Source organism: Stenotrophomonas sp. 28608_Sma, from assembly GCF_056486185.1.
This window is the reverse complement of sequence record NZ_CM151308.1, coordinates 378,908-402,500: the sequence shown is the minus strand read 5'-3', so window position 1 is coordinate 402,500 and position 23,593 is coordinate 378,908. Positions and strand designations below refer to the sequence as shown.

Below are 23,593 nucleotides of genomic sequence, written 5' to 3'. Positions count from 1 at the left end.
GGGGTGTTAAAGCAAAGTTAACCCGATTGGCTTCACAAAAGCCAATGGGCACAAGGGTTTGACGCGGTTTTCTCAGGTGTCTATGGTAACCGGCGATCAGGCCCGCGCTCCCGGGCTGCCAGGAAAAAACCGCCGATGCACAATTCCGAACAAGGGCGCGCACGCAAGCAGCGCTTCCAGGAACGCCTCCACGTCCTGCACGACAACGCCCTGCATCGGAAGCTCAGGCAACATCTTCCCGCCGCCTTCAATGAGCGCTGGACCCGCCGTCATTGGATGCATGCCAGCCTGTTCGCGACCATCGGCGCCCTGGTGGCGACCATCGTCCCCGGCTTCTCGCACACCATCGACGCGCCCTTCGCCGACAGCCACACCAGCCTGGCGCTGCCGTTGCCGCCGCTGACCATGGCCCGCCAGCAGCAGGTGCCCGGAGACAGCTGGCAGGTGCTGCGGGTGCAGCGCGGCCAGACCCTGAGCGACCTGTTCGACAAGGCCGGCATTCCGGCCACCACCCTGCACCGGGTACTGGACCACCCAGGTGCGCGTGAGGCGCTGACCAAGCTGCGCCCGGGTGCCGAGATCGCCTTCGACATGCCGCTGTCCGGTGACCTGCGCAGCATCCGCTTCGATCGCGATGCCGACAACCGGGTGGAACTGAGCCTGGCCGGCGATGACATCAAGGAGAAGGTGACCAAACGCGAGACCTCCACGCGCACGGTGGTCACCAGCGGCGAGATCACCAGCTCGCTGTATGCCGCGGCCCGGCGCGCCGGGCTGTCGCCGTCGGCGATCGCGACGATGACCGACGACATCTTCAAGTATGACATCGACTTCTCGAAGGACCTGCAGCCGGGCGACCGCTTCAGCGTGGTGATGGATGAAACCTGGCGCGAAGGCGAGAAGGTGGACACCAGCAAGATCCTGGCGGCGACCTTCACCACCGGTGGCAAGACCTATTCCGGCTTCCGCTTCGACCGCAACGGCAAGTCCGAGTACTACGACATCAACGGCCGTTCGCTGAAGAAGAGCTTCATCCGCATGCCGATCCCGTTCGCGCGGCTGAGCTCGACCTTTGGCGCGCGCAAGCACCCGGTGCTGGGCAAGATGCGCATGCACAAGGGCGTGGACTACGCCGCGCGCACCGGTACCCCGATCATGGCCGCCGGCGACGCCCGCGTGCAGTTCGCCGGGGTGCAGCGCGGCTACGGCAACGTGGTGATCCTCGACCACGGCCGCGGCCACACCACCCTGTACGGCCACATGTCGCGCTTTGCGAACATCAAGACCGGCCAGCGCGTGGCCCAGGGCACGGTGATCGGCTATGTCGGCTCGACCGGCCTGGCGACCGGCCCGCACCTGCACTACGAATTCCGCGTCAACGGCGAGCACCGCAACCCGCTGACCGTGACCATGCCGCCGCCGGAGCCGCTGAAGGGCGCCGAGCTGGTCGCCTTCCGCGCGCAGACCGCACCGGCGATGGCGCGCATCCAGGGCATGGAGAAGCTGATCTACGCCGACGCCAGCCCGGCACCGACCAGCCGCGACGAGGCCGCCCCCGAGGTGGCCAGCGCCAAGGACAAGCAGGCAACCGGCCGCAAGCGCGGCTGAGCCCCTGCGTTGACGAAGAAGGACGCGGCAGCCCAAGCTTGCCGCGTCCTTTTTTTATGCCTGCCATGAACACGACTGCCGACGCTGACGCCCCCCTGTACCTTGGCCTGATGTCGGGCACCAGCGCCGATGGCATCGATGCCGCGCTGGTGCAGTTCCCCGCCATTGGTGGCTGCCGCTTCGTGCATGGGCTGACCGCCCGCTGGGAGCCGGTGCTGCGGGCGCGGCTGGTGGCACTGGGCGAAGGGGGCCCGCTGGACTCGCTGGAGGAGCTGGGCGAACTGGACGCGCGGATCGCGATCAGCTTCGCTGAAGCCGCCAATCAACTGCTGGCCGAGGCCGGTGTGGACCGCAGCCAGGTCCGCGCGATCGGCTCGCACGGCCAGACCGTGCGCCATCGTCCGCTGGCCAATCCGGCCTTCACCGTACAGCTGGGCGACGGCAACCGCATCGCCGAGCTGACCGGGATCACCACGGTGTGTGATTTCCGCCGCCGCGACGTGGCAGCCGGAGGCCATGGTGCGCCGCTGATGCCGGCCTTCCACCTCGGCATGCTGGGCACGGCTGATGAAGACCGTGCCGTGCTCAACCTGGGCGGGATCGCCAACCTGACCCTGATCCCACGCGAAGGCGCGGTGCGTGGCTTCGATACCGGCCCGGCCAACGCGCTGATGGATGCCTGGTGCCAGCGCCACACCGGCCGCACCTTTGATGCCGACGGCGCGTATGCCGCCAGTGGCGCGGTGGACGAGAGCCTGCTGGCGGGTTGGCGTTCGGAGCCGTGGTTCGCGCTGCCGCCGCCGAAGAGCACCGGCCGCGAACAGTTCCACCTGGCTTGGGCCGAGGCCCACATGGGCGAAGGCCAGTACGCTGCCGCCGATGTGCAGGCCACCCTGCTGGAGCTGACCGTGGCAACGGTGGCCGATGCGCTGCTGGCGCAGCAGCCGCAGACCCGGCGCCTGCTGGTCTGCGGCGGCGGGGTGCGCAACCGGCACCTGATGAAGCGGCTGGCTGCACGGCTGCCGGGGGTGCAGGTGGAGTGCAGCGCGGTGCATGGGCTGGACCCGGAGTACGTGGAAGCGATGGGCTTCGCCTGGCTGGCGCAGCGGACGATGGACGGGCTGGCCGGCAACCTGCCGAGCGTGACCGGGGCGACGGGGCCGCGGATCCTGGGGGCGATCCACCTGGCGTGAGGTGATCATCCACGCATGGCGTGGATCTACCGGGAACGGCGGTCGAGCGTGGCTCGACGCTACATGGGCACTAATCGAAGCCCTGCCCTGCGGGCAGGGCCTGCAGGGCGGCGATGGCGTCGGAGAGCGCGTCCACTTCGGGATCGCCGAAGCCGGAGCGGACCTCCAGTTCACTGCTGAACAGGCCCTGCTCCAGCAAAGCGGCGCAGGTCTGTTCGTGGGTCCAGCCGCGGGCAACCGCGACACGTCGGATACGTTCCAGCAGCAGCGGGTCCAGGTCCCGCAGCACAACGTCGGCCATGCTCACTTCCCCGTTCGCAAGGCACCGCCCCCTCGGCGCGTCGGGGGCGATGATCCCGCAGACCGGGCGGGCAGGCAATCAGGCGGCGCTTGCGGCCTGGCGACGGCGCTGCTGCACGATCAACAGAGCGCAGAGGATCACCACCGGGATCGCCACCAGCGCGGTACCGACGAAGAACAGCGCGTAGCCTTCCAGCAGCGTCCGGCCCTGCGCGAGCGTCTGTACCGACCACCCCGAGAGCCCCTTGAGCGCCTTGCCGGGCATCGCGTAGAACGAACTCAGCAGCGCGTACTGGGTTGCGGTGTATCCGATGCTGGTCAGGCTCGACATATAGGCGATCAGCGCCGTACCGGCGAAACCGCTGGCGAAGTTGTCGATTGCCATGGCCACCGCGAAATGGGTGGTGTCCGGGCCCGAATAGGCCAGCCAGGCAAACGCCAGGTTGGAGGCCGGACCCAGCACGGCGCCCACCATCAGCGCCGCCAGCACTCCCCAGCGAACCGAGACCAGGCCCGCCGCAGCAATGCCGACGAAGGTCGCGACCAGGCCCACCGAGCCACGTACAGCGCCAACGGTGTCCTCGTCCAGGCCGAGATCGACGTAGAACGGGTTGGCCATCGGCCCCATGACGAAGTCGGCCATGCGATAGACGCTGATGGCCACCAGGATCAGGATCGCACCACTACGATGCTCGCGGACGAAGGCGATGAACGGCCCCGCCACGGCGTCGAACAGGCCCCGCGGCGTCCACAGCGAGGTCGCCTGAGCCTGCACGGCAGCCACTTCCCGCGCGGGCTCACGGGCCATGATCACGGCCACCACGCCAAGCGCCATGAGGACGGCCATGATCTCGTACGAGACCTGCCAGCCGACACGGGCCGCGATGATCAGGATCAGCGCATCGGTGACCAGCAATGCGGTGCGATAGCCCAGCGCCGAGGATGAGGTCAGCAGGCCCAGCTGCTCGCTGTTGTCAGCACTTTCAATGCGCCAGGCATCGATGACGATGTCCTGGGTGGCCGAAGCAAACGCCACGATCACGGCCATCACGCCGAACACGACGATGTGCTGCCAGGCGATACCCAGGAACTGGATCTGGCCCCCCTTGGGCTGGACCAGCGCCATGCCGACCAGGCCCACCACCACGACCAGCTGCGACAGCAGCATCCAGCCACGGCGGCGGCCAAAGCGACCGAACAGAGGCACGTCGGTCTTATCGACGATCGGCGCCCACAGGAACTTCATGGTGTAGGCCAGCCCGACCCATGACAGGAAACCGATCGTGCTCAGCTCGATGCCTTCCTTGCGCATCCAGAAGCCGAGCGTGTTGCCCACCAGATAGATCGGCAGGCCGGAACTGAAGCCGAGCAGCAGCATCGCCAGCACCTTGCGCTGGCTCAGGTTGGACACCACCTGCTGCCACGGCCGACGCGGCTTGGCAGCCTCGGTCACAGGTCGTAGTCCACGATGAACGGCGCGTGGTCGGAGAAGCGCTCGTCGCGGTAGATCGAGCAGCTGCGCAGGCGGTCACGCAGGCCCGGGGTGATGAACTGGTAGTCGATGCGCCAACCGACGTTGTTGGCGCGGGCAGCGCCGCGGTTGCTCCACCAGGTGTAGTCCTCGCCGGTGGGGTTGAGCAGGCGGTAGGCGTCAGCCCAGCCACGGCCGGCGGCGACATCGGTGGCCTGGCCATGGTCGGCGCACAGGGCATTGAGCCAGTCGCGCTCTTCCGGCAGGCAGCCGGAGTTCTTCTGGTTGGACTTCCAGTTCTTGATGTCCAGCGCCGAACGCACGATGTTCCAGTCGCCGCACAGCACGTAGTCGCGGCCGCTGCGCGCCCATTCCTCGAGGATCGGCCGCAGCCATTCCATCACTTCGAACTTGAAGCCCTGGCGCAGGTCGCCCGAGCTGCCCGACGGGATATAGAAGGAGACCACGCTGAGGTTGCCGTAGCGCGCCTCGATGTAGCGGCCTTCGTCGTCGAACGGGGCCCAGCCGAGCGAGGTGATCACCTGGTCCGGCTCGCGCTTGCTGTAGATCGCCACGCCGCTGTAGCCCTTCTTGGTGATGGCGTCGCGGTAGAAGCAGTGGTGGCCGTCCGGGCGGAACATCGGGTCGGTCAGCTGGTCTTCCTGGGCCTTGGTCTCCTGGATGCACAGGACGTCGGCGTCCTGGGACCGGAACCAGTCGAGGAAGCCCTTGGTTGCGGCGGAGCGGATGCCATTGGCGTTGAAACTGATGATGCGCATGCGGGGGACCTGCGGCGGGAAACCGGGCAAGCATACCGGTTGCCTGCGGGGCTGCGCAGTCCGCCAGGCCGGGCCGCGACACCCTTCACAGGGCCCCGGACGAGCGCGAAACGCCCAGCTGGATTAGGATTTGTGCTCCAAATGAAGATGAATCGAGTTTTGATGAGCGACCACCGCCACCGTTTCCTGCAGCTGGCCCTGACCGCCGACGCCCTGCGCTTCGGCCAGTTCACCCTCAAGTCCGGCCGGCTGAGCCCCTATTTCTTCAACGCCGGTCGTTTCGACTCCGGTTCGCTGCTGTCGCAGCTCGGCGCCTGCTACGCCGATGCCATCGATGCCACCGGGATCAAGTACGACGTGGTGTTCGGCCCCGCCTACAAGGGCATTCCGCTGGCCACCGCGATGGCCTGCGAGCTGGCCCAGCGTGGCCGTGACCTGCCGCTGTCGTTCAACCGCAAGGAAGCCAAGGACCACGGTGAAGGCGGCCAGCTGATCGGCGCCGACATGAACGGCAAGCGCGTGCTGATCGTCGACGACGTGATCACTGCGGGTACCGCGATCCGCGAAGCGCTGGGCATCATCCGCGCCGCCGGTGGCACCCCGGCCGGCATCGTGGTGGCACTGGACCGCCAGGAGATCGCTTCGGAAACCGATCGCCGTTCGGCGGCACAGTCGGTGGCCGAAGAGGCCGGCATTCCGGTGATCGCCGTGGCGTCGCTGGCCGACCTGCTTGATTTCGCCTCCGGCAACCCGGAACTTGTGGGTTACCGGCAGCCGCTGGAAGCCTACCGGGCCCAGTACGGCGTCCGTTCGATCCGCTGACCGACCCAGGGGAAAGGTCATGTCCCGAGTTCCTGCTGTGCTCTTTGCCGGCCTGCTGCTGGCCGTGCCGTTCACCGTACCGGCGCAGTCGCGCGACAGCGGCAAGACGGAAAAGAAGCTGTACTGCTGGAACGAGGGCAAGGAGCGGATCTGCAGTGATTCGCTGCCGGCCGACGCGGTCAACCATGCCCGCGAGGAGTTCAACGCGAGGAGCGGCCTGCGCAATGCGCAGGTCCAGCGCGCGTTGACCGACGAAGAGCGCGCCGCCGCCAGCACGGAGGCGGCGCAGCAGCAGCTGGACCTGATGGCCGCGCAGACCCGCCAGCGCACCGAGCAGGCGATGCTGACCACCTATGGCAGCGAGGACGACCTGCGCCGGGTGTTCGCCGAGCGCCAGGAAGTGCTGGACAACAACCTGAAGACCGCCGAGTACAACGTCACCAGCCTGCGTGAGTCGCTGGTGGCGCTGCTGGCGGCCGCAGGTGACCGCGAACTGGTCGGTGGCAAGGTGGCCGACAAGCAGGCCGAGGCGATCCGCCAGCGGCACGTGCAACTGCAGTCGCAGCAACGGCTGCAAGCCGGGTTCCTGCAGCAGCAGCAGGCGTTGAAGGCCGAGATCGACAGCACCCTGCAGCGCTATCGCGAGCTGAAGGGGCTGGTGTCGGCGAGCCAGGCTCCGGCGGGCTGACCACGCTCCCGCCGCCGGGCATGGCCCGGCGCTACCCAGGGCCTGGTTACGGATTGGACCACGGAATTTATGCACTCTTTACGCGTCGGCCCGGTCCGGCGCGTAGTGCGTTTATGGGCGGCAGGACGACGATGACGGCCTGAGGTGGAGGGGTTCCACCAGGACGCTATTGCAATGTCCCCCTGGCTGTCGTTGTTGTGTGGCGTGCTGGTGCTGGTCGCCGCCGCCTATCTCCTTTATGTCGTGCTGCGGCCCGAGTCGTTCTGAGCGGAGCCGGCCATGACTGAGATGCTTGTGATTATTGCCGCCAGCCTGCTGCTGGCGTGGCCGCTGGGCCTGTACCTGGCCCGCGTGATGCGTGGCACTCCGATGAAGGTCGACGTGCTGTTCCACTGGATCGAGAAGCCGCTGTACAGGGTGTTCGGGGTCGATCCGTCGCGCTCGATGTCCTGGCGCGGCTACGTGCTGGCCTTCGTGCTGAGCAACGTGGTGGTCGCGGTACTGACCCAGGCGGTGTTCATGACCCAGGCCTGGCTGCCGCTGAATCCGGACCAGATCCCGAACATGCGCTGGGACACCGCGCTGCACACGATGATCTCGTTCCTGACCAACACCAACCAGCAGCACTATTCTGGCCAGGCGCAGCTGTCCTATCTCTCGCAGATGACCGGCATCACCGGCCTGCAGGTGGTGACGCCGATGATGGGCCTGGCGCTGGCAGTGGCGACGCTGCGGGCGTTGTTCTCGCGTGCGCCGCAGGCTGCGGTGGCGACGGGTACCGGCGATGACCGCCAGGTGGCGGTGGGCAACTACTACGTGGACGTGGTGCGCCTGTGCGTGCGCTTCCTGCTGCCGCTGTGCCTGGTGTGGACGCTGGTGCTGACCAGCCAGGGCGTGCCGTCGACGATGACCGGTGGGCCGCAGGCCACGCCGATCGACGCCAGCGCCGGCATGGCCGAACAGAAGCTGCCGCTGGGCCCGGTCGCGGCGATGGTCGCAGCCAAGCAGCTGGGCGCCAACGGTGGCGGCTGGTACGGGCCGAACAGCAGCTTCCCGCTGGAGAACCCGACCCCGCTGTCGAATGCGCTGGAAATCGTCGGCATCCTGCTGGTGCCGATGGCGGTGATCTTCATGATCGGTGCGTTCACCGGCCGACGTCGCTTCGGCGCCCTGGTGTTCAGCTGCATGCTGGGCATGTCGCTGCTTTCCACCGGCGCGATGATGTGGAGCGAAGGACATAGCGCCAGCGCCGCCACGCCGCTGCTGATGGAAGGCAAGGAAGTGCGCTTCGGCGCCGATGGCACCGCGCTGTGGGCGGCGGTGACCACCCAGGTCTCCAACGGCTCGGTGAACGGCATGCACGATTCGCTGGCACCGCTGAGTGGCGGCATCGCGATGGTCAACATGCTGGTCAGCGCGATCTGGGGCGGCATCGGCTGTGGCCTGCAGCAGTTCATCGTGTACCTGCTGCTGGGTGTGTTCCTGGCCGGGTTGATGACCGGGCGCACGCCGGAACTGTTCGGCCGCAAGCTGGAGACGCCACAGGTGCGCCTGCTGGCCCTGCTGGTGCTGCTGCAGCCGATCACCCTGCTGGTGTTCACTGCGATCACCCTGGCCGTACCCGGCCTGGCGGGCACCTCCAACCCCGGCTTCCATGGCATCAGCCAGGTCTTCTACGAGTACGTCTCGGCCTACGCCAACAACGGCTCGGGCTTCGAAGGGCTGGGTGACGCCACGCTGTGGTGGAACCTGAGCTGCTCGCTGGTACTGCTGCTGGGCCGCTTCCCGCTGCTGATCATTCCGCTGGTGGTGGCCGCACAGCTGGCTGCCAAGCGCCAGGCCCCGGAGTCTGCCGGCAGCCTGCAGATCGAAACCCCGACCTTCGCCCTGACCCTGGTCTCGGTGATCGTCATCCTGACCGTGCTGCAGTTCATGCCGGCGCTGGTACTCGGCCCGATCGCCGACCACCTGAGCCTGGGACTGCACTAAGGACACCCTGATGAGTACCCAAGCAAGCTCAACCCGTAATACCCATGCAGCGCGCCCTGCCCTGCTGGATGGCGCCGGCCTGCGCCGTGCGCTGGTCGAAGCGGTGCGCAAGCTGTCGCCGATGCATCTGGTGCGCAGCCCGGTGATGGCGGTGGTGATGGCCGGCACAATCGTCGCCGCGATCGTCACTCTGACCGGCAATGCGCCGCTGGGCTTCGGCCTGGCAGTGACCGTGATCCTGCTGGTGACCGTGCTGTTCGGCAACTTCGCCGAAGCGGTGGCCGAAGCGCGTGGCCGTGGCCAGGCCGCCTCGCTGCGGCGTGCCCGCCAGGACCTGGTGGCACGCCGGCTGGCGGCGCCGCAGCCGGGCGCCGCCGAAACCCAGGTGCCGGCCGCCGAACTGCGCCCGGGCGACCATGTGATCGTCAGCGCCGGTGAACTGGTGCCGGCCGATGGCGAGATCGTGCAGGGCCTGGCCACCATCAACGAAGCGGCGGTGACCGGCGAATCGGCACCGGTGCTGCGCGAGGCCGGTACCGACCGTTCCGGTGTGATCGGTGGCACCAAGGTGCTGTCCGACCAGATCATCGTGCGGGTGACCGCCGAGCCGGGCCACAGCTTCCTGGACCGGATGATCGCGCTGGTGGAAGGCGCCAACCGCCAGAAGACCCCGAACGAGATCGCGCTGACCCTGCTGCTGGCGGCGATGACGCTGACCTTCCTGGTGGTGGTGGCCACGTTGCCGGCCATTGGTGCCGCCGTCGGCGTCAAGGTCGATCCGCTGCTGCTGATCGCGCTGCTGGTGTGCCTGATCCCGACCACCATCGGCGGCCTGCTGCCGGCCATCGGCATCGCCGGCATGAACCGTGCGCTGGCCGCCAACGTGCTGGCCAAGTCGGGCAAGGCGGTGGAAGTGGCCGGCGACGTCGACGTGCTGCTGCTGGACAAGACCGGCACCATCACCTACGGCGACCGCCAGGCCAGCCACTTCCATCCGTTGGCCGGCATCGACGCCAGCCAGCTGCGCGAGGCGGCACTGCTGTCCTCGCTGGCCGACCCGACCCCGGAAGGCAAATCGATCGTGCGCCTGGCGCGCGAACAGGGCTGTGCCACCGCCGAACCGGACCACGCCGAGTACCTGGCGTTCAGTGCGCAGACCCGCATGTCCGGCGTGGATCTGGAACATGGGCGGCAGATCCGCAAGGGCGCCGCCGATGCGATCCGCACCCACGTGCAGGCGCTGGGCGGCAACGTGCCGGCGGAACTGGCCGGTCGCGTCGAACAGGTCGCACGCAACGGTGCCACCCCGCTGGTGGTGGCCGAGGGCCGCCACGTGCTGGGCGTGATCGAGCTGTCGGACGTGGTCAAGCACGGCATGCGCGAGAAGTTCGCGCAGCTGCGGGCGATGGGCATCCGCACGGTGATGATCACCGGCGACAACCCGCTGACCGCCGCCGCGATCGCTGCCGAGGCCGGCGTCGATGACTACATCGCCGAGGCGCGCCCGGAAGACAAGCTGGCACGCATCCGCCAGGAGCAGGCCGGTGGCCGCCTGGTGGCGATGGTCGGCGATGGCACCAATGACGCGCCAGCGCTGGCGCAGGCCGACATCGGTCTGGCGATGAACTCCGGTACGCAGGCGGCGAAGGAGGCCGGCAACATGGTCGACCTCGATTCGGACCCGGCCAAGCTGCTGGCGGTGGTGGAAGTGGGCAAGCAGCAGCTGATCACCCGCGGCGCGCTGACCACCTTCTCGCTGGCCAACGACGTCTCCAAGTACTTCGCGATCCTGCCGGCGCTGTTCGCCGCGGCCGTTCCGACCATGGCCGCCTTGAACGTGATGCAGCTGTCGAGCCCGCGCAACGCGGTGCTGGCAGCGCTGATCTTCAACGCTCTGGTGATTCCCGCCCTGATCCCGCTCGCCCTGCGTGGCGTGCGCTTCCGCCCGGCCACTGCAACCGCACTGCTGCGCCGGAACATGCTGGTGTACGGCCTCGGCGGCGTGCTGCTGCCGTTCGCAGCGATCAAGGCGATCGACCTTCTTCTTGTCCTGGTATTCGGCGCATGAACCGTACTGCTTCCACTTCATCTTCCCTTCCGCGCGAACAAAAGGCCGAGGCCCGCGTGGCCAGCCTGCAGGACGGCGCCAGCTGGCGCCCGGCGATCGGCCTGGGCCTGGCCACCCTGCTGCTGGCCGGTGCGGTCTACGCCGGTATCGCCACCGGTTTTGCCGGCCTGGCCTACCCGACCCAGGCCGAGGGCAGCCTGCTGCGCGATGGCAACGGCCAGGTACGCGGCTCGGCATGGTTGTCGCAGCCGTTCACCGGTGACGGCTACTTCCAGGCACGTCCGTCGGCAGCCAACTACGACCCCATGGCCGCGGCCGGTTCCAACATGGCGCGCAGCAACCCGGCCCTGGCCGAGCGTGTTGCCGCCAGCACGGCTACAGTGGCCGCGCGCGAAGGTGTCGCCCCGGCGCAGGTGCCAGCGGACCTGGTCACCCAGTCCGCCGGCGGCCTGGATCCGCAGCTGTCGCCGGCGGCGGCGCGCCTGCAGGTGGCACGCGTGGCACGTGCCCGTGGCCTGCCGGTGGAACGCGTGCAGGCGCTGGTGCAGGCGCATACCGAAGGTCGCCAGTGGGGCCTGTTCGGCCAGCCGCGGGTGAACGTGGTGACGCTGAACTTCGCGCTGGACCACGCGGCCAAGGCACCGTGATACCGACCTGCACCGGCTGCGCGCACAATGGCGGCCATGACAGCGGCACCCATGACTGATGCGCGTACCCGCCAGGCCGATGCCCTGGTCGAAGGCCTGCAACGCGAAGCCGGCGGCAAGCTGACTGTGTTCCTCGGTGCGGCGCCGGGCGTGGGCAAGACCTACACCATGCTGACCCGCGCACAGGAACAGCTGCGCCGCGGTGTCGACCTGGTGGTGGGCCTGGTGGAAACCCACGGCCGCGCCGATACCCAGGCGCTGCTGGAGGGCCTGCCACAGCTGCCGCTGAAGGCAGTGGCCTATCACGGCCACATCCTGCAGGAGATGGATCTGGATGCCGTGCTCGCACGGCATCCGGCGCTGGTACTGGTGGACGAACTGGCCCACCGCAATGCGCCGGGCAGCCGCCATGAGCGGCGCTGGCAGGATGTGATGGAGCTGCTGGACGCCGGCATCGACGTCTGGACCACGGTCAACATCCAGCACCTGGAAAGCCTCAACGACGTGGTGATGCGGATCACCGGCGTACGCGTGAGCGAGACCGTGCCGGACGGCGTGCTCGACCGCCTGCATGACATCGTGCTGGTCGACCTGCCGCCACGCGAACTGATCGCGCGCCTGCAGCAGGGCAAGGTCTATGTGCCCGAACAGGCCGCGCAGGCGCTGCAGGCGTTCTTCTCGCCGGCCAACCTGACCGCACTGCGCGAACTTGCAATGCAGGAGGCCGCCGATCGCGTCGACAGCAGCCTGCGTGAGGCACGCGCTGCCCGTGGCGAGAGCAACCTGCCGCTGCGCCGCGGCGTGCTGGTGGCGATCGACGGCGGCGGCCAGAGTGAATACCTGGTGCGCGTGGCGCGACGCATCGCCGAACGCCGCGACGCACCATGGACCGTGGTGACCGTGCAGGGACGACGCCAGGACGAGGCGACCCAGCGCGAGATCGATGCGGCCTTCGCCCTGGCACGGCGGCTGGGCGGCGACGCCGAGCTGTTGCACGGATCGAGCATCGCCGACGCCCTGCTCGACCACGCCGCGCACAACGGCGTGTCCACCCTGGTGCTGGGGCGGACCCGCGAGCGCCCGCTGGCGCGGATGTTCAACCGAACGTTGACCCAGCAGCTGATCCAGCGCGGCGCGCATTACGAGATCACCATCATCAGCACGCCGCAGGCACGTGCGCGCTCGCGCCGCGAGGGCCTGCTGCCGCCGGTGCGCGGCATCAGCTACGAACCGGCGCAGGCACTGATCGCCACCGCGTTGGCCTGTGCGGTGGCATGGCTGGCCGAACGCTGGGTGGGCATGGCCGATCTGTCGATGGTGTTCATCGTGGCGGTGGTGCTGGTCGCTGCGCGCACGCGCGCCAGCGTGGCGGTGATGGCGGCGATCCTGTGCTTCCTCGCCTACAACTTCCTGTTCATCGCGCCGCGCTTCACCTTCGCCATCGGTGCACGCCAGGGCGTGATCACCGTGTTCCTGTTCCTGGCCGCGGCACTGGTGGCCGGGCGCCTGGCCTCGCGCCTGCGCATGCAGGTGATCGCGCTGCGCGCGGCCAATCGCCATGCGCGTGCGCGCCAGCAGCTGGGCCGCCAACTGGCCAGTGCCGCCGGCAACGGCGAGGTGGCGCAGGCGGGTCGGCATGCACTGGAACAGGCCATGGACGTGCCGGCGTGGCTGCGGATCGGCGCCGATACCGCAACCGGTGGCCGCAGCCAGCCCGGCGACACCGACCTGGCCGCCGCCGACTGGGCGCTGCGCCATGGCCAGCCCAGTGGCCGCTTCACCGACACCCTGGCCGGCGCGCAGTGGTGGTTCCTGCCGTTGCTGGATGGCGAGGACCGCGCGATCGGCGTGGCCGGCCTGTACCTGCCCGGCGCACAGGCGCGCCTGCTGCCCGAACAACGGCAGCTGGCCGAAGCAATGGTCGATGACATCGCGCAGGCCGCGCTGCGCACGCGGCTGGTGGCCGAACTGGAGCAGGCGCACGTCAGCAACGAGACCGAGCGACTGCGCTCGGCGCTGCTCTCTTCGGTGTCGCACGACCTGCGCTCGCCACTGGCGGCGATGATCGGCTCGGCCGACAGCCTGGCCAGCTATGGTGCGGCAATGGATACGGCCGATCGCCGTGCCCTGCTCGACACCATCCTGGTCGAGGGCGAACGGCTGGACCGCTACATCCAGAACCTGCTGGACATGACCCGCCTCGGCCACGAGGGATTGAAGATCAACCGCGACTGGATCGGCGTGGACGAACTGATCGGCTCGGCCGCACGGCGCCTGCAGCGCTACCAGCCGAAGGTGCGGCTGGAGCTGGACATTCCGGCCACGCTGGCGCCGATCTGGGTACACCCGGCGCTGGTCGAACAGGCGGTGTTCAACGTGATGGAAAACGCGGCCAAGTTCTCACCGCCGGATGCGGCCGTGCAGGTGCAGGCGCGCGAACTGGACGGCCAGCTGCGCATCGACGTGATCGATGCCGGCCCCGGCATTCCCGACGACGAGCGTGCGCGCATCTTCGACATGTTCTACAGCGTGGAGCGCGGTGACCGTGGCCGCCATGGCACCGGCCTGGGCCTGACCATCTGCCAGGGCATGATCGGCGCACATGGCGGCAGCGTGCAGGCGCTGCCCGGACGCGACGGTCGCGGTACCCTGATCCGCATCACCCTGCCCCTGCTCAAGCCAGCCTCCCACGATGAGCCCGACCCCGATTGATGCCAGCGTGCCGGCCGCGCGCGTGCTGGTGATCGATGATGAAACCCAGATCCGCCGGTTCCTGGACATCAGCCTGCGCGCGCAGGGCTACCAGGTGCGGCAGGCCGCCACCGGCCAGGAAGGCCTGCAGCTGGCCGCCAGCGAGGACATGGATCTGGTGATCCTGGATATCGGCCTGCCGGACATGGAAGGCCACGAGGTGCTGGAACAACTGCGGCAGTGGAGCCAGGTGCCGGTGATCATGCTGACCGTGCGTGCCGGCGAGGCGGAGAAGGTGCGTGCGCTGGATACCGGCGCGAATGACTACGTGACCAAGCCGTTCGGCACGCAGGAGCTGATGGCGCGGGTGCGGGCGCTGCTGCGCACGCGCAGCGTGCCCAGTGATGGCACGCCGCCGGTATTCGACGACGGCCACCTGCATGTGGACCTGGTCCGCCGTGAAGTGGCGCTGGATGGCGAGCCGGTAGCGTTGACCCGCAAGGAGTACGCGCTGCTGTCGCTGCTGCTACGCAACGCCGGGCGGGTGGTGACCCAGCCCCAGATCCTGCAGGAGATCTGGGGCCCGACCCACCAGCACGACACCCATTACCTGCGCATCCTGGTCGGCAAGCTGCGGCACAAGCTGGGTGATTCAGCGCTGGATTCGCGCTACCTGTTCACCGAACCGGGCGTGGGCTTGCGGTTCAAGGGGTAGTGCCGGCCGCTGGCCGGCAACCTCCTGAACCCCAGAACCATCCTGTGGTTGCCGGCCAGCGGCCGGCACTACCCGATCGATCCAATCCCGATCAATCAGAACCCCAGCGGGGTGTCGCCCAGCACCGGTTGCAACTGGCTGCGGAACAGCGCCTGGATGCGTTCCAGTGCCGCCTCGTCATTGCCTTCGAAACGCAGCACCAGCACCGGCGTGGTGTTGGAGGCGCGCACCAGGCCCCAGCCATCGGGGAAGTCCACGCGCAGGCCGTCGATGGTCGACAACCGACCGCCCACATACGGGTTGTCCGGCGACTGCGCCGCCGCCACCAGCATCGCCACCAGCGCATGCGGCGTGCCTTCGGCCACCGGCACCTTCAGCTCCGGCGTGGCCACCATCTCCGGCAGCTCTGCCAGTACCTCGTCCGGAGTCTCCTCGCGCTGGGCCAGGATCTCCAGCAGGCGCGCAGTCGCATACAGGCCATCGTCGAAACCGAACCAGCGCTCCTTGAAGAAGAAGTGGCCGCTCATCTCGCCAGCCAGCTCGGCATCGGTCTCGCGCATCTTCGACTTCATCAGCGAATGCCCGGTCTTCCACATCAGCGGGCTGCCACCATTGCGCAGCACGTGGTCGGACAGCTTGCCGGTGCACTTCACGTCGTAGATCACCATCGCGCCCGGATTGCGCATCAGCACGTCGGCGGCGAACAGCATCAGCAGGCGGTCGGCATAGATGATCTTTCCTTCGCCGGTGACCACGCCCAGGCGGTCACCGTCGCCATCGAAGGCGACGCCGAGATCGGCACCGAAGCGCTTCACCGTCTGCACCAGGTCTTCCAGGTTGGCCGGCTCGCTGGGGTCGGGATGATGGTTGGGGAAGGTACCGTCGACATCGCAGTACAGCGGGATGACTTCCGCACCGATCGCTTCCAGCAGCTGCGGCGCGAGCGCGCCGGCCACGCCGTTGCCGGCATCGGCCACGACCTTCAATGGGCGGTCCAGCTGCACGTCGTCGGCAATGCGCTGGATGTAGTCGGCGCTGACATCGCGCTGCTGGTAATCGCCCGGCTCGGCGGCCTGTACCAACCGGCCTTCAATGATGCGCTGGTAGAGATCGGTGATGGCATCGCCGGACAGCGTCTCGCCGCCGATGACCACCTTGAAACCGTTGTACTCGGGCGGGTTGTGGCTGCCGGTGACCGCCACGCAGGTGCCGGTACGCAGATGGAAGGCGGCGTAGTACACGACCGGGGTCGGTGCCAGGCCGATGTCGATCACCGCGCAACCGGCGCGCCTCAGGCCCTCGGCCAACCCTGCGGCCAGTTCCGGGCCGGACAGGCGGCCGTCGCGGCCGATCACCACCTCACGCAGGCCCTGCTCCAGGGCCACGGTGCCGATGGCCTGGCCGATCAGCGCCGCCGTTTTCGGCGTCAGTTCACTGCCAACCACGCCGCGGATGTCGTAGGCGCGGAAGATACCGGCCGCCAGTTCCTCGGCCGGAACCGGTGGCGGGGGCGGCGGTGCACTTTCAGTTGTGCTGGCCTCGGCCACCGGCGGCGGCGCCATCTGCAGGCTCTCGCTCAGGGTCGGGCCATGATCGGCTTCCGCCACGGTCGCCCGGCGCGGCAGCGGCAGCGACTTCGGCAGGCGGCCGCGCCCCACCACCAGCAGCACGGCGATGAACGCCAGCAGCAGCGCAACGATGGCGCTGGCCAGCGAACCCAGGCCCAGCGGACCAGGTTCGACATTGGGTACCGCGGCCACCAGCCGCAACGGCGTCCCCGGAATCGGCCGCGCCAATGCCTCGGCGCTTTCGGCCAGGCCGGCATCGCCCTGGGCGACGAGGTCATGCGCGCCCTGGCGCAGGCCAAGGAAACCGGCCGATGGCGCACTCACCTGGTCCAGCGGTGAGGTCAGCCGCAGCAATGGCTGGCGCACGTAGAGCACCGCCGGGCCGAGACTGCCCAGTTGAACCGGCGCTGCCAGGCCCAGGCGATTGCCACCGCCATCGCGGACCACGCGCAGGCTGGGCTTGCCTTCGGCCAATGCCGCTTCCAGCAGCGCCAATCGGGCATAGCCAAAGGCGGCCGGGTCGGCGTAGGCGTTGGCCAGATCGGCCGTCAGTACCTCGGCGTGCTCGACGCCGGTCCAGCTCTCGCGGACCGCGAGTGCCGCCGCAGCGGCATCACCGGCCTGCAGCGCCTGCTGCACGCGCTCGTTCTTCAGCTGCTGCTGCAGCTGCTTCAGCTGGCCGGCAGCGGCCTCCTGCAGGCCCTGCACGGCCTGGTCACGTGCAGCTTCCAGCGCCTGGCCGTTGGCCTCCTGGCGCCATTGCTGCACTGCGCTCCATCCGAACCAGCCGGCCAGCAGGATCAGCAGCACCCCCAGTAGTGGCGCACTGCGTCCCAACGACCGTCCCCGCTGTCCTTCCCCGATGCCGCTCATCGATGTCCCCTGTCAACGCACCCCGGTATGGCCGAATCCACCCGTTCCCCGCACGCTGTCGGTGAAAGTATCCACCACCTGCAGGCTGACGCGGGCAATCGGCACGATCACCAGCTGCGCGATGCGATCGCCCGGCTCGATGGTGAAGGCCTCGCGGCCACGGTTCCAGACGCTGATCAGCAGCGGGCCCTGGTAATCGGCATCGATCAGGCCGGTGCCGTTGCCGAGCACGATGCCGTGGCGATGGCCCAGCCCCGAGCGCGGCAGGATCACCGCGCACAGGTGCGGATCGGCGATGTGGATGGCCAGGCCGCTGGGCACCAGCGCGGTGTCGCCCGGCTGCAGGGTCAGCGCGGTATCCAGCGCCGCGCGCAGGTCCATGCCGGCGCTGGCCTCGGTTGCGTAGGCCGGCAGTGGCCAGCTGTCGCCGAAACGCGGGTCGAGCAGCTTGACCTGCAGCGGTAGGGAAGTGAAAGCCTGGGTCATGCCTGGAGTCTCCGCGCGATCAGCGCCAGCAGTTGTTCGGCCAGCTCACGCTTGGAGGTGGCCGGGAATACCTGTTCACCGTCCTGCCAGAAGGCCGTGGCGGCATTGTTGTCGCTCTCGAAACCGCCACCGCTGATGCCGACCTGGTTGGCGATCACCAGGTCGAGGCGCTTGTCGACCAGCTTGCCACGCGCGTATTTCTCCACGTCGTGGGTCTCGGCGGCGAAGCCGACCACCAGCTTCAGCGACTGGGTCTGCGCGGCGACTTCGGCAAGGATGTCCGGCGTGCGCACCAGCTCGATCACCAGCGACTGGCTGTCGGCGGTCTTCTTCAGCTTCTGCTGGGCCACCTGGCGCGGTGTGTAGTCGGACACCGCTGCGGCACCAATATAGATGTCGGCCGGCAGCGACTTCAGCACGGCATCGCGCATCTGCGCAGCCGAGCGCACGTCGACGCGCTGCACGCCGGGCGGCGTCGGCAGCTGTACCGGGCCGCTGACCAGCACCACCTGGGCGCCCATCGTCGCGGCGGCCGCGGCCAGGGCAAAGCCCATCTTGCCGCTGCTGCGGTTGCCGACGTAGCGCACCGGATCGATGTCTTCATAGGTCGGGCCAGCGCTGATCAGCAGGCGAAGGCCCTGCAGCGCGCGGGTTTCCGGTGCGACAACCGCCGCTGCAGCACCGCCATTGGCAGCCAGCGCGGCAACGATGTCGCCCGGTTCGGCCAGACGGCCGGGACCGGATTCGCCTTCGGCCAGCGGACCGTCGACCGGGCCGATCACCTGCGCGCCGCGCTGGCGCAGCAGGGCGATGTTGGCCTGGGTGGCCGGATGCAGCCACATGCGGTGGTTCATCGCCGGGCAGATCGTCAGCGGCGCGGTACTGGCCAGGCACAGGGTGCTGACCAGATCATCGGCGTGGCCCTGGGCCAGCCGGGCCAGCAGATCGGCGGTTCCCGGGGCAACCACGATGCGGTCGGCCCAGCGCGCCAGCTCGATGTGGCCCATGGCCTGTTCGGCGGCGCTGTCCCACAGCGTGGTGCGGGTGGGCTGCCCGGACAGGGCCTGGAAACTGAGCGGAGTGACGAACTGCTGGGCACCGGCGGTCATCGCCACCTGCACCTGGGCACCGGCGTCGCGCAGGCGACGCACCAGTTCCAGGGCCTTGTAGGCCGCGATCCCGCCTCCGACGCACAACAGCAGTTTCTGACCTTCCAGCGCGCGGGCCTGCGCGGGGGAAGCGTTGGGGGAGTCAGCCACCTGGAATTCCTGTGCAAACGAGGGCGCTAGCTTACCCGATGGTCGGTAATGTCCCGGTGCAGGGTGCACATAGCGGACAGCTATCAGTAGATGGAGCGCGCTGCGCCTGACCCTGGGTTAGCCGGGCATCGGTTTCGGACCTTTCCTATACCTCTGCGGGTCTGCGCTTTTGCAGAATCAGGCATTGGCTGCCGTCTGCCGTGGCCTGTTCGACCTTCGAGGAGCCTCGTGCATCCACGCATCATCATTGCCGACGACCATCCCGTGGTCCTGCATGGCATCCGTATCGTGCTGCAGACCCACCTGATGGACATCGTCGGCAGTGCACGTGACGGCGCCCAGCTGCTGGAGCTGGTGGACCACCACGACTGCGATGCGGTGCTGACCGACCTGTCGATGCCGGGTGACGGCCCGGACGGTCCAGAGCTGATCGACGCGCTGCGCGTGCGTCACCCCAGGCTGCCGGTGGTGGTGCTGACCGGCGCCCGCCATCCCGGGCTGCTGGACGGACTGCTGCGCGAGGGCATCAGTGGGCTGGTCGACAAATGCGCCGATTTCGCCGAACTGCCGCAGGCACTGAACGCCGCACTGGCCGGGCAGGTCTTCGTCTCCCAGCAGCTGCGCCACCACCTGCAGGCGCGCGACCTGCTGTTTCCACGCGAACCGTCGCCGCTGTCGGCGCGGGAACAGGAAGTGCTGGATCTGCTGGCGACCGGGCTCAGCGTGAATGCCGTCGCCGAACGCTGCGGGCGCAGCCCGAAGACCATCAGCCGGCAGAAGGCCGAAGCCAAGCGCAAGCTGGGCCTGCAGAACAACCAGGAACTGTTCGACTATCTGCAGACCCGACGCGGGTGAGGCATCGTCCGACCCGGTGCTGCGGTATGCACCGATGGGAGCCGTCACGCAGGCTGGCGATGATGCAGGCATGCCCATCCATGACTGGCCCGAACAGGAACGCCCCCGCGAGAAGCTGATCGCGCGCGGGCCCACGGCACTTTCCGACGCCGAACTGCTGGCCCTGTTTCTCGGCTCCGGGTTCGGTGGCCGCGATGCCGTGCAGACCGCGCGCGACCTGCTGCAGGCGCACGGCCCGTTGCGGGTGCTGCTGGACCGCCCCGCGCGTGACCTGGCCCGCCTGCCCGGGCTCGGCCCGGCGCGCAGCTGTACGCTGGCTGCCGGGCTGGAACTGGCCCACCGCTACCTGGCTGCCGAGCTGGAACACGGCGAAGCGGTCGGCAACAACCCGGCCGCGGTCGGCCGCTATCTGCAGCACCGCCTGCGCGGGCAGGCCCGGGAGATCTTCATGGCCCTGTTCCTGGACAACCGGCACCGCCTGATCGCCTGCGAGGAGCTGTTCCACGGCACCATCAACGCCGCACCGGTCTACCCCCGCGAAGTGGTGCGGCGCGCCCTGCTGCACAACGCGGCGGCGGTGATCCTCAGCCACAACCACCCTTCCGGCGACCCGGAACCCTCCAGCGCCGATACCCGCATCACCGACGAACTGCAGCAGGCACTGGCGATGGTGGACGTGCGCCTGCTGGACCACTTCGTGGTCGGTGAGGGCCGCCCCGTTTCGTTTGCTGAACGAGGCCTGCTGTCGCCGCCCCAGCCCCGCCTGTTCGGCTGAGCGCCCGCCCTCCGGGCGCCATCGGTCGCCCCCACAGGCAGGTTTCGGTCAGCGTGGCCGCTGGTATCTGCGCTAAAATGGGCGATTCCGCCGCTCATTCTCACAGCAGGCCTCGTGAAAAATCTCCTCCGCGCCCTGATCAGCCAAGGCATCGAAGCCTTGCGCGCCAATGGCACCCTGCCCGCCGACTCCCTGCCGCCGGACTTCGTGGTCGAGCGCCCGAAGACCCGTGACCACGGCGACTTCGCCACCAATGCCGCGATGCTGCTGGCCAAGGCCGCGCGCAGCAATCCGCGCGCACTGGCACAGGCGCTGGTCGAGGCACTGCCGCGCAGCGAGGACGTCAGCAAGGTCGAGATCGCCGGCCCCGGCTTCATCAATTTCCACCTGGCGCCGGCCGCGTACCAGCGTGAAGCCGCGTCGGTCATCAAGGAAGCCCACGACTACGGCCGCAACCTGTCCGGCAATGGCCGCACGGTGGGCGTGGAGTACGTGTCGGCCAACCCGACCGGCCCGCTGCATGTCGGCCATGGCCGCGCGGCGGCGATCGGCGACTGCGTGGCGCGTGTGCTCGACGCCAACGGCTGGAACGCCAAGCGTGAGTTCTACTACAACGACGCCGGCGTGCAGATCGAGAACCTGGCGCTGTCCACCCAGGCGCGGATCAAGGGCATCGCGCCGGACCAGGACGGCTGGCCGGAAGGCGGCTACCGCGGTGAATACATCGCCGACGTCGCCCGCGCCTACATGGCCGGCGCCAGCGTCGATCTGGAAGGCAGCACCGTGGTCGGCGCCAAGGACCCGGACGACATGCAGGCGATCCGTCGCTTCGCCGTGGCCTACCTGCGCAACGAGCAGAATCTGGACCTGGCCGCGTTCGGCGTCGACTTCGACATCTATTTCCTGGAAAGCTCGCTGTACGCCGACGGCAAAGTCGCCGAAGCGGTCGCCAAGCTGCAGGCCTCGGGTCATACCTATGAAGAAGGTGGCGCGCTGTGGCTGCGCAGCACCGACTTCGGTGACGACAAGGACCGCGTGATGCGCAAGTCCGACGGCACCTTCACCTACTTCGTGCCGGACGTGGCCTACCACCTGTCCAAGTGGCAGCGCGGCTACGAGCGCGCGATCACCGAGCTCGGCGCCGATCACCATGGTTCGCTGGCACGCGTGCGCGCCGGCCTGCAGGCGATGGAAGTGGGCATCCCGCAGGGCTGGCCGGAGTACGTGCTGCACCAGATGGTCACCGTCATGCGTGGCGGCGAGGAAGTGAAGCTGTCCAAGCGTGCCGGCAGCTACTTCACCCTGCGCGACCTGATCGAGGAGGCCGGCCGCGATGCCACCCGTTGGTTCCTGATCGCGCGCAAGCCCGATTCGCAGCTGACCTTCGACATCGACCTGGCCCGCCAGCAGAGCAACGACAACCCGGTCTTCTACGTGCAGTACGCGCACGCCCGCGTCTGCAGCCTGCTGCGCCAGGCACAGGAGAAGGGCCTGGTGTACGAACAGGGCAATGGCCTGGCCAACCTCGGCCGCCTGGCCGACGACGCCTCGCTGCTGCTGATGAACGAGATCTCGCGGTACCCGGAAGTGGTGGAGGCGGCCGGCGTGGCGCTGGAACCGCATCTGGTGGCGCAGTACCTGCGTGAATTGGCGCACGCGTTCCACACGTGGTATCACGGGACGCCGGTACTGGTGGAAGACGCTGCGGATCGCAACGCCAAGCTGACCCTGGCCTGCGCCGCGCGCCAGGTGCTGGCCAACGGCCTCGAACTCCTGGGCGTCAGCGCCCCGGAAAAAATGTAAGCATCAGGAGACGCAGTACACATGGCAGCACGACGCGGCAAAAACCAGGCACGACGCAACAGCAGCAGCCAGGGCACACCCGGATGGGTGTGGCTGGTCGCTGGCGTGGCGATTGCGGCCGTGGTGTTCCTGGCGGCGCCGAACCTGTTCAAGGGCGAAGGCGATGGCTTCCTTCGCGCCGGTCCGCAGCCGAACCCGAACGCGCAGCCTGCCCCGGTCGCTGATGCCGACAGCGATGTCGGCACCCAGCCGGCCGCGCAGCCGGCCACGCCGAAGCCGGCCGAACCGGAAAAGCCGGCCGCCACCCAGTACGACTTCTACACCCTGCTGCCGGGCAAGGAAGTTGAAATGTCCGACGCCGAACTGGCCGCCAGCGCGCGTGCCGAGGACCAGCGCCGGGCCAAGGCCGAAGCGCAGCGCGCGCAGGCGGCACTGGAAGGCAAGCCGGTTCCGCCGCCAGCGGCTACCGCGCCCGCACCGACGGCAACCGCCAGCGTGGCCAGCACCGCACCGGTGACCGCCACCAGCCGTCCGCTGCCGGCACCGCTGAGCGAACGACCGGCTGCGGCAACGCCTCCGGCCAGCACGCCGACGGCGTCGACCAGCACCGCCGCCGCCACTCCGGCAGCGCGTGCGGAAACCGCGCCGACCGCGGCCACTACCGCAGGCGCTGCGGCACCGGCTGCCGCTGACAATGCCCGCTACATCCTGCAGGCGGGTGCGTTCGGTGCCTCCGGCGATGCCGAAGCGACCAAGGCCAAGCTGGCGATGATGGGCCTGGCGGCACGCGTGGAATCGGCGCAGATCAACGGCAAGACCGTGTACCGCGTGCGCATGGGGCCGTATGGCAGTGCAGGTGAACTGTCTGAAGCCAAGCAGAAGCTGGATGGCACCGGCCTGCAGGCGATGGCGATCAAGGCACAGTGAGTCTGCCGAAGTGAATGAAAAGCCGGGCACAGCCCGGCTTTTTTTTGTCTGTGTAGAGTCGAGATCCTATGTTCGT

Annotated in this window: 20 protein-coding genes; 14 read left to right on the top strand and 6 right to left on the bottom strand. The window is 68.5% G+C overall.

Annotated elements, in window-relative coordinates:
• Positions 1 to 135 precede the first annotated feature (135 nt).
• Together ACZLHH_RS01790 and ACZLHH_RS01785 are read left to right on the top strand one after the other, a co-directional pair.
• A complete protein-coding gene (locus ACZLHH_RS01790; RefSeq protein ID WP_032128447.1) occupies positions 136 to 1,608 on the top strand; it encodes a M23 family metallopeptidase in 1,473 nt (490 codons plus the stop codon).
• Between the two features lie 65 nt (positions 1,609 to 1,673).
• A complete protein-coding gene (locus ACZLHH_RS01785) occupies positions 1,674 to 2,801 on the top strand; it encodes an anhydro-N-acetylmuramic acid kinase (RefSeq protein WP_080356531.1) in 1,128 nt (375 codons plus the stop codon).
• A 70-nt stretch (positions 2,802 to 2,871) separates the two neighbouring features.
• Here ACZLHH_RS01785 and ACZLHH_RS01780 read toward each other — a convergent pair whose 3' ends face one another.
• The 3 genes from ACZLHH_RS01780 to ACZLHH_RS01770 form a co-directional block, all read right to left on the bottom strand.
• Positions 2,872 to 3,102, bottom strand: a complete 231-nt coding sequence (locus ACZLHH_RS01780) for a hypothetical protein (RefSeq protein ID WP_005420465.1) — start codon at positions 3,100 to 3,102, stop codon at positions 2,872 to 2,874.
• A gap of 78 nt (positions 3,103 to 3,180) precedes the next feature.
• The gene (locus tag ACZLHH_RS01775; RefSeq protein ID WP_049462159.1) at positions 3,181 to 4,554 is read right to left on the bottom strand and encodes a muropeptide MFS transporter; all 1,374 of its coding nucleotides are present in this window, start codon (positions 4,552 to 4,554) and stop codon (positions 3,181 to 3,183) included.
• Positions 4,551 to 5,351, bottom strand: a complete 801-nt coding sequence (locus tag ACZLHH_RS01770) for an exodeoxyribonuclease III (RefSeq protein ID WP_032128444.1) — start codon at positions 5,349 to 5,351, stop codon at positions 4,551 to 4,553. Before ACZLHH_RS01770 ends, ACZLHH_RS01775 begins: the two co-directional genes overlap by 4 nt.
• Positions 5,352 to 5,513: 162 nt before the next feature.
• Between ACZLHH_RS01770 and pyrE the strand changes: the two genes are divergently transcribed.
• The 8 genes from pyrE (at position 5,514) to ACZLHH_RS01730 (ending at position 14,971) form a co-directional block, all read left to right on the top strand.
• Positions 5,514 to 6,173 (top strand): orotate phosphoribosyltransferase, encoded by a 660-nt coding sequence (gene pyrE, locus ACZLHH_RS01765; RefSeq protein WP_010486876.1) that lies wholly within the window; start codon positions 5,514 to 5,516, stop codon positions 6,171 to 6,173.
• A gap of 19 nt (positions 6,174 to 6,192) precedes the next feature.
• On the top strand, positions 6,193 to 6,861 hold the full coding sequence (locus ACZLHH_RS01760) for a hypothetical protein (protein WP_049462160.1): 669 nt from the start codon (positions 6,193 to 6,195) through the stop codon (positions 6,859 to 6,861).
• 174 nt (positions 6,862 to 7,035) lie between these two features.
• Positions 7,036 to 7,128, top strand: coding sequence for a potassium-transporting ATPase subunit F (locus ACZLHH_RS01755; protein WP_005407770.1), 93 nt, complete (start codon positions 7,036 to 7,038; stop codon positions 7,126 to 7,128).
• 12 nt (positions 7,129 to 7,140) lie between these two features.
• Positions 7,141 to 8,850, top strand: coding sequence for a potassium-transporting ATPase subunit KdpA (kdpA, locus tag ACZLHH_RS01750; protein WP_049462161.1), 1,710 nt, complete (start codon positions 7,141 to 7,143; stop codon positions 8,848 to 8,850).
• A 10-nt stretch (positions 8,851 to 8,860) separates the two neighbouring features.
• Positions 8,861 to 10,918 carry a potassium-transporting ATPase subunit KdpB gene (gene kdpB / locus ACZLHH_RS01745; protein ID WP_049462162.1) on the top strand — a complete coding sequence of 686 codons (2,058 nt, stop codon included), beginning with the start codon at positions 8,861 to 8,863 and terminating at the stop codon, positions 10,916 to 10,918.
• Positions 10,915 to 11,565: a potassium-transporting ATPase subunit KdpC gene (gene kdpC / locus ACZLHH_RS01740; RefSeq protein WP_049462163.1), complete on the top strand. Its 651-nt coding sequence runs from the start codon at positions 10,915 to 10,917 to the stop codon at positions 11,563 to 11,565. Before kdpB ends, kdpC begins: the two co-directional genes overlap by 4 nt.
• Positions 11,566 to 11,616: 51 nt before the next feature.
• Complete coding sequence (locus ACZLHH_RS01735; protein ID WP_049462164.1) at positions 11,617 to 14,277, top strand: sensor histidine kinase; 2,661 nt, start codon at positions 11,617 to 11,619, stop codon at positions 14,275 to 14,277.
• Entirely contained in the window at positions 14,258 to 14,971 is a 714-nt protein-coding gene (locus tag ACZLHH_RS01730) for a response regulator transcription factor (RefSeq protein ID WP_004153862.1), read from the top strand. Before ACZLHH_RS01735 ends, ACZLHH_RS01730 begins: the two co-directional genes overlap by 20 nt.
• Before the next feature lie 95 nt (positions 14,972 to 15,066).
• Here the strand turns inward: ACZLHH_RS01730 and ACZLHH_RS01725 are convergent, their stop codons facing one another.
• From ACZLHH_RS01725 to coaBC, 3 genes are read right to left on the bottom strand one after another with little or no spacing between them, the layout of a single operon-like run.
• Entirely contained in the window at positions 15,067 to 17,412 is a 2,346-nt protein-coding gene (locus ACZLHH_RS01725) for a phosphomannomutase/phosphoglucomutase (protein ID WP_049462165.1), read from the bottom strand.
• A gap of 12 nt (positions 17,413 to 17,424) precedes the next feature.
• Positions 17,425 to 17,898 (bottom strand): dUTP diphosphatase, encoded by a 474-nt coding sequence (gene dut, locus ACZLHH_RS01720; protein WP_049462166.1) that lies wholly within the window; start codon positions 17,896 to 17,898, stop codon positions 17,425 to 17,427.
• Complete coding sequence (gene coaBC, locus ACZLHH_RS01715; RefSeq protein WP_049462167.1) at positions 17,895 to 19,157, bottom strand: bifunctional phosphopantothenoylcysteine decarboxylase/phosphopantothenate--cysteine ligase CoaBC; 1,263 nt, start codon at positions 19,155 to 19,157, stop codon at positions 17,895 to 17,897. Before coaBC ends, dut begins: the two co-directional genes overlap by 4 nt.
• A gap of 228 nt (positions 19,158 to 19,385) precedes the next feature.
• Between coaBC and ACZLHH_RS01710 the strand changes: the two genes are divergently transcribed.
• The 4 genes from ACZLHH_RS01710 to ACZLHH_RS01695 all read left to right on the top strand — a co-directional run bounded on the left by ACZLHH_RS01710 (position 19,386) and on the right by ACZLHH_RS01695 (position 23,517).
• Positions 19,386 to 20,012 carry a response regulator gene (locus ACZLHH_RS01710; RefSeq protein ID WP_049399051.1) on the top strand — a complete coding sequence of 209 codons (627 nt, stop codon included), beginning with the start codon at positions 19,386 to 19,388 and terminating at the stop codon, positions 20,010 to 20,012.
• Positions 20,013 to 20,082: 70 nt separating this feature from the next.
• The gene (radC, locus tag ACZLHH_RS01705; protein WP_032130338.1) at positions 20,083 to 20,787 is read left to right on the top strand and encodes a RadC family protein; all 705 of its coding nucleotides are present in this window, start codon (positions 20,083 to 20,085) and stop codon (positions 20,785 to 20,787) included.
• A gap of 114 nt (positions 20,788 to 20,901) precedes the next feature.
• Positions 20,902 to 22,590: an arginine--tRNA ligase gene (argS, locus tag ACZLHH_RS01700; RefSeq protein WP_012478915.1), complete on the top strand. Its 1,689-nt coding sequence runs from the start codon at positions 20,902 to 20,904 to the stop codon at positions 22,588 to 22,590.
• Between the two features lie 21 nt (positions 22,591 to 22,611).
• Positions 22,612 to 23,517 carry an SPOR domain-containing protein gene (locus tag ACZLHH_RS01695; RefSeq protein ID WP_032130329.1) on the top strand — a complete coding sequence of 302 codons (906 nt, stop codon included), beginning with the start codon at positions 22,612 to 22,614 and terminating at the stop codon, positions 23,515 to 23,517.
• Positions 23,518 to 23,593: the final 76 nt, after the last annotated feature.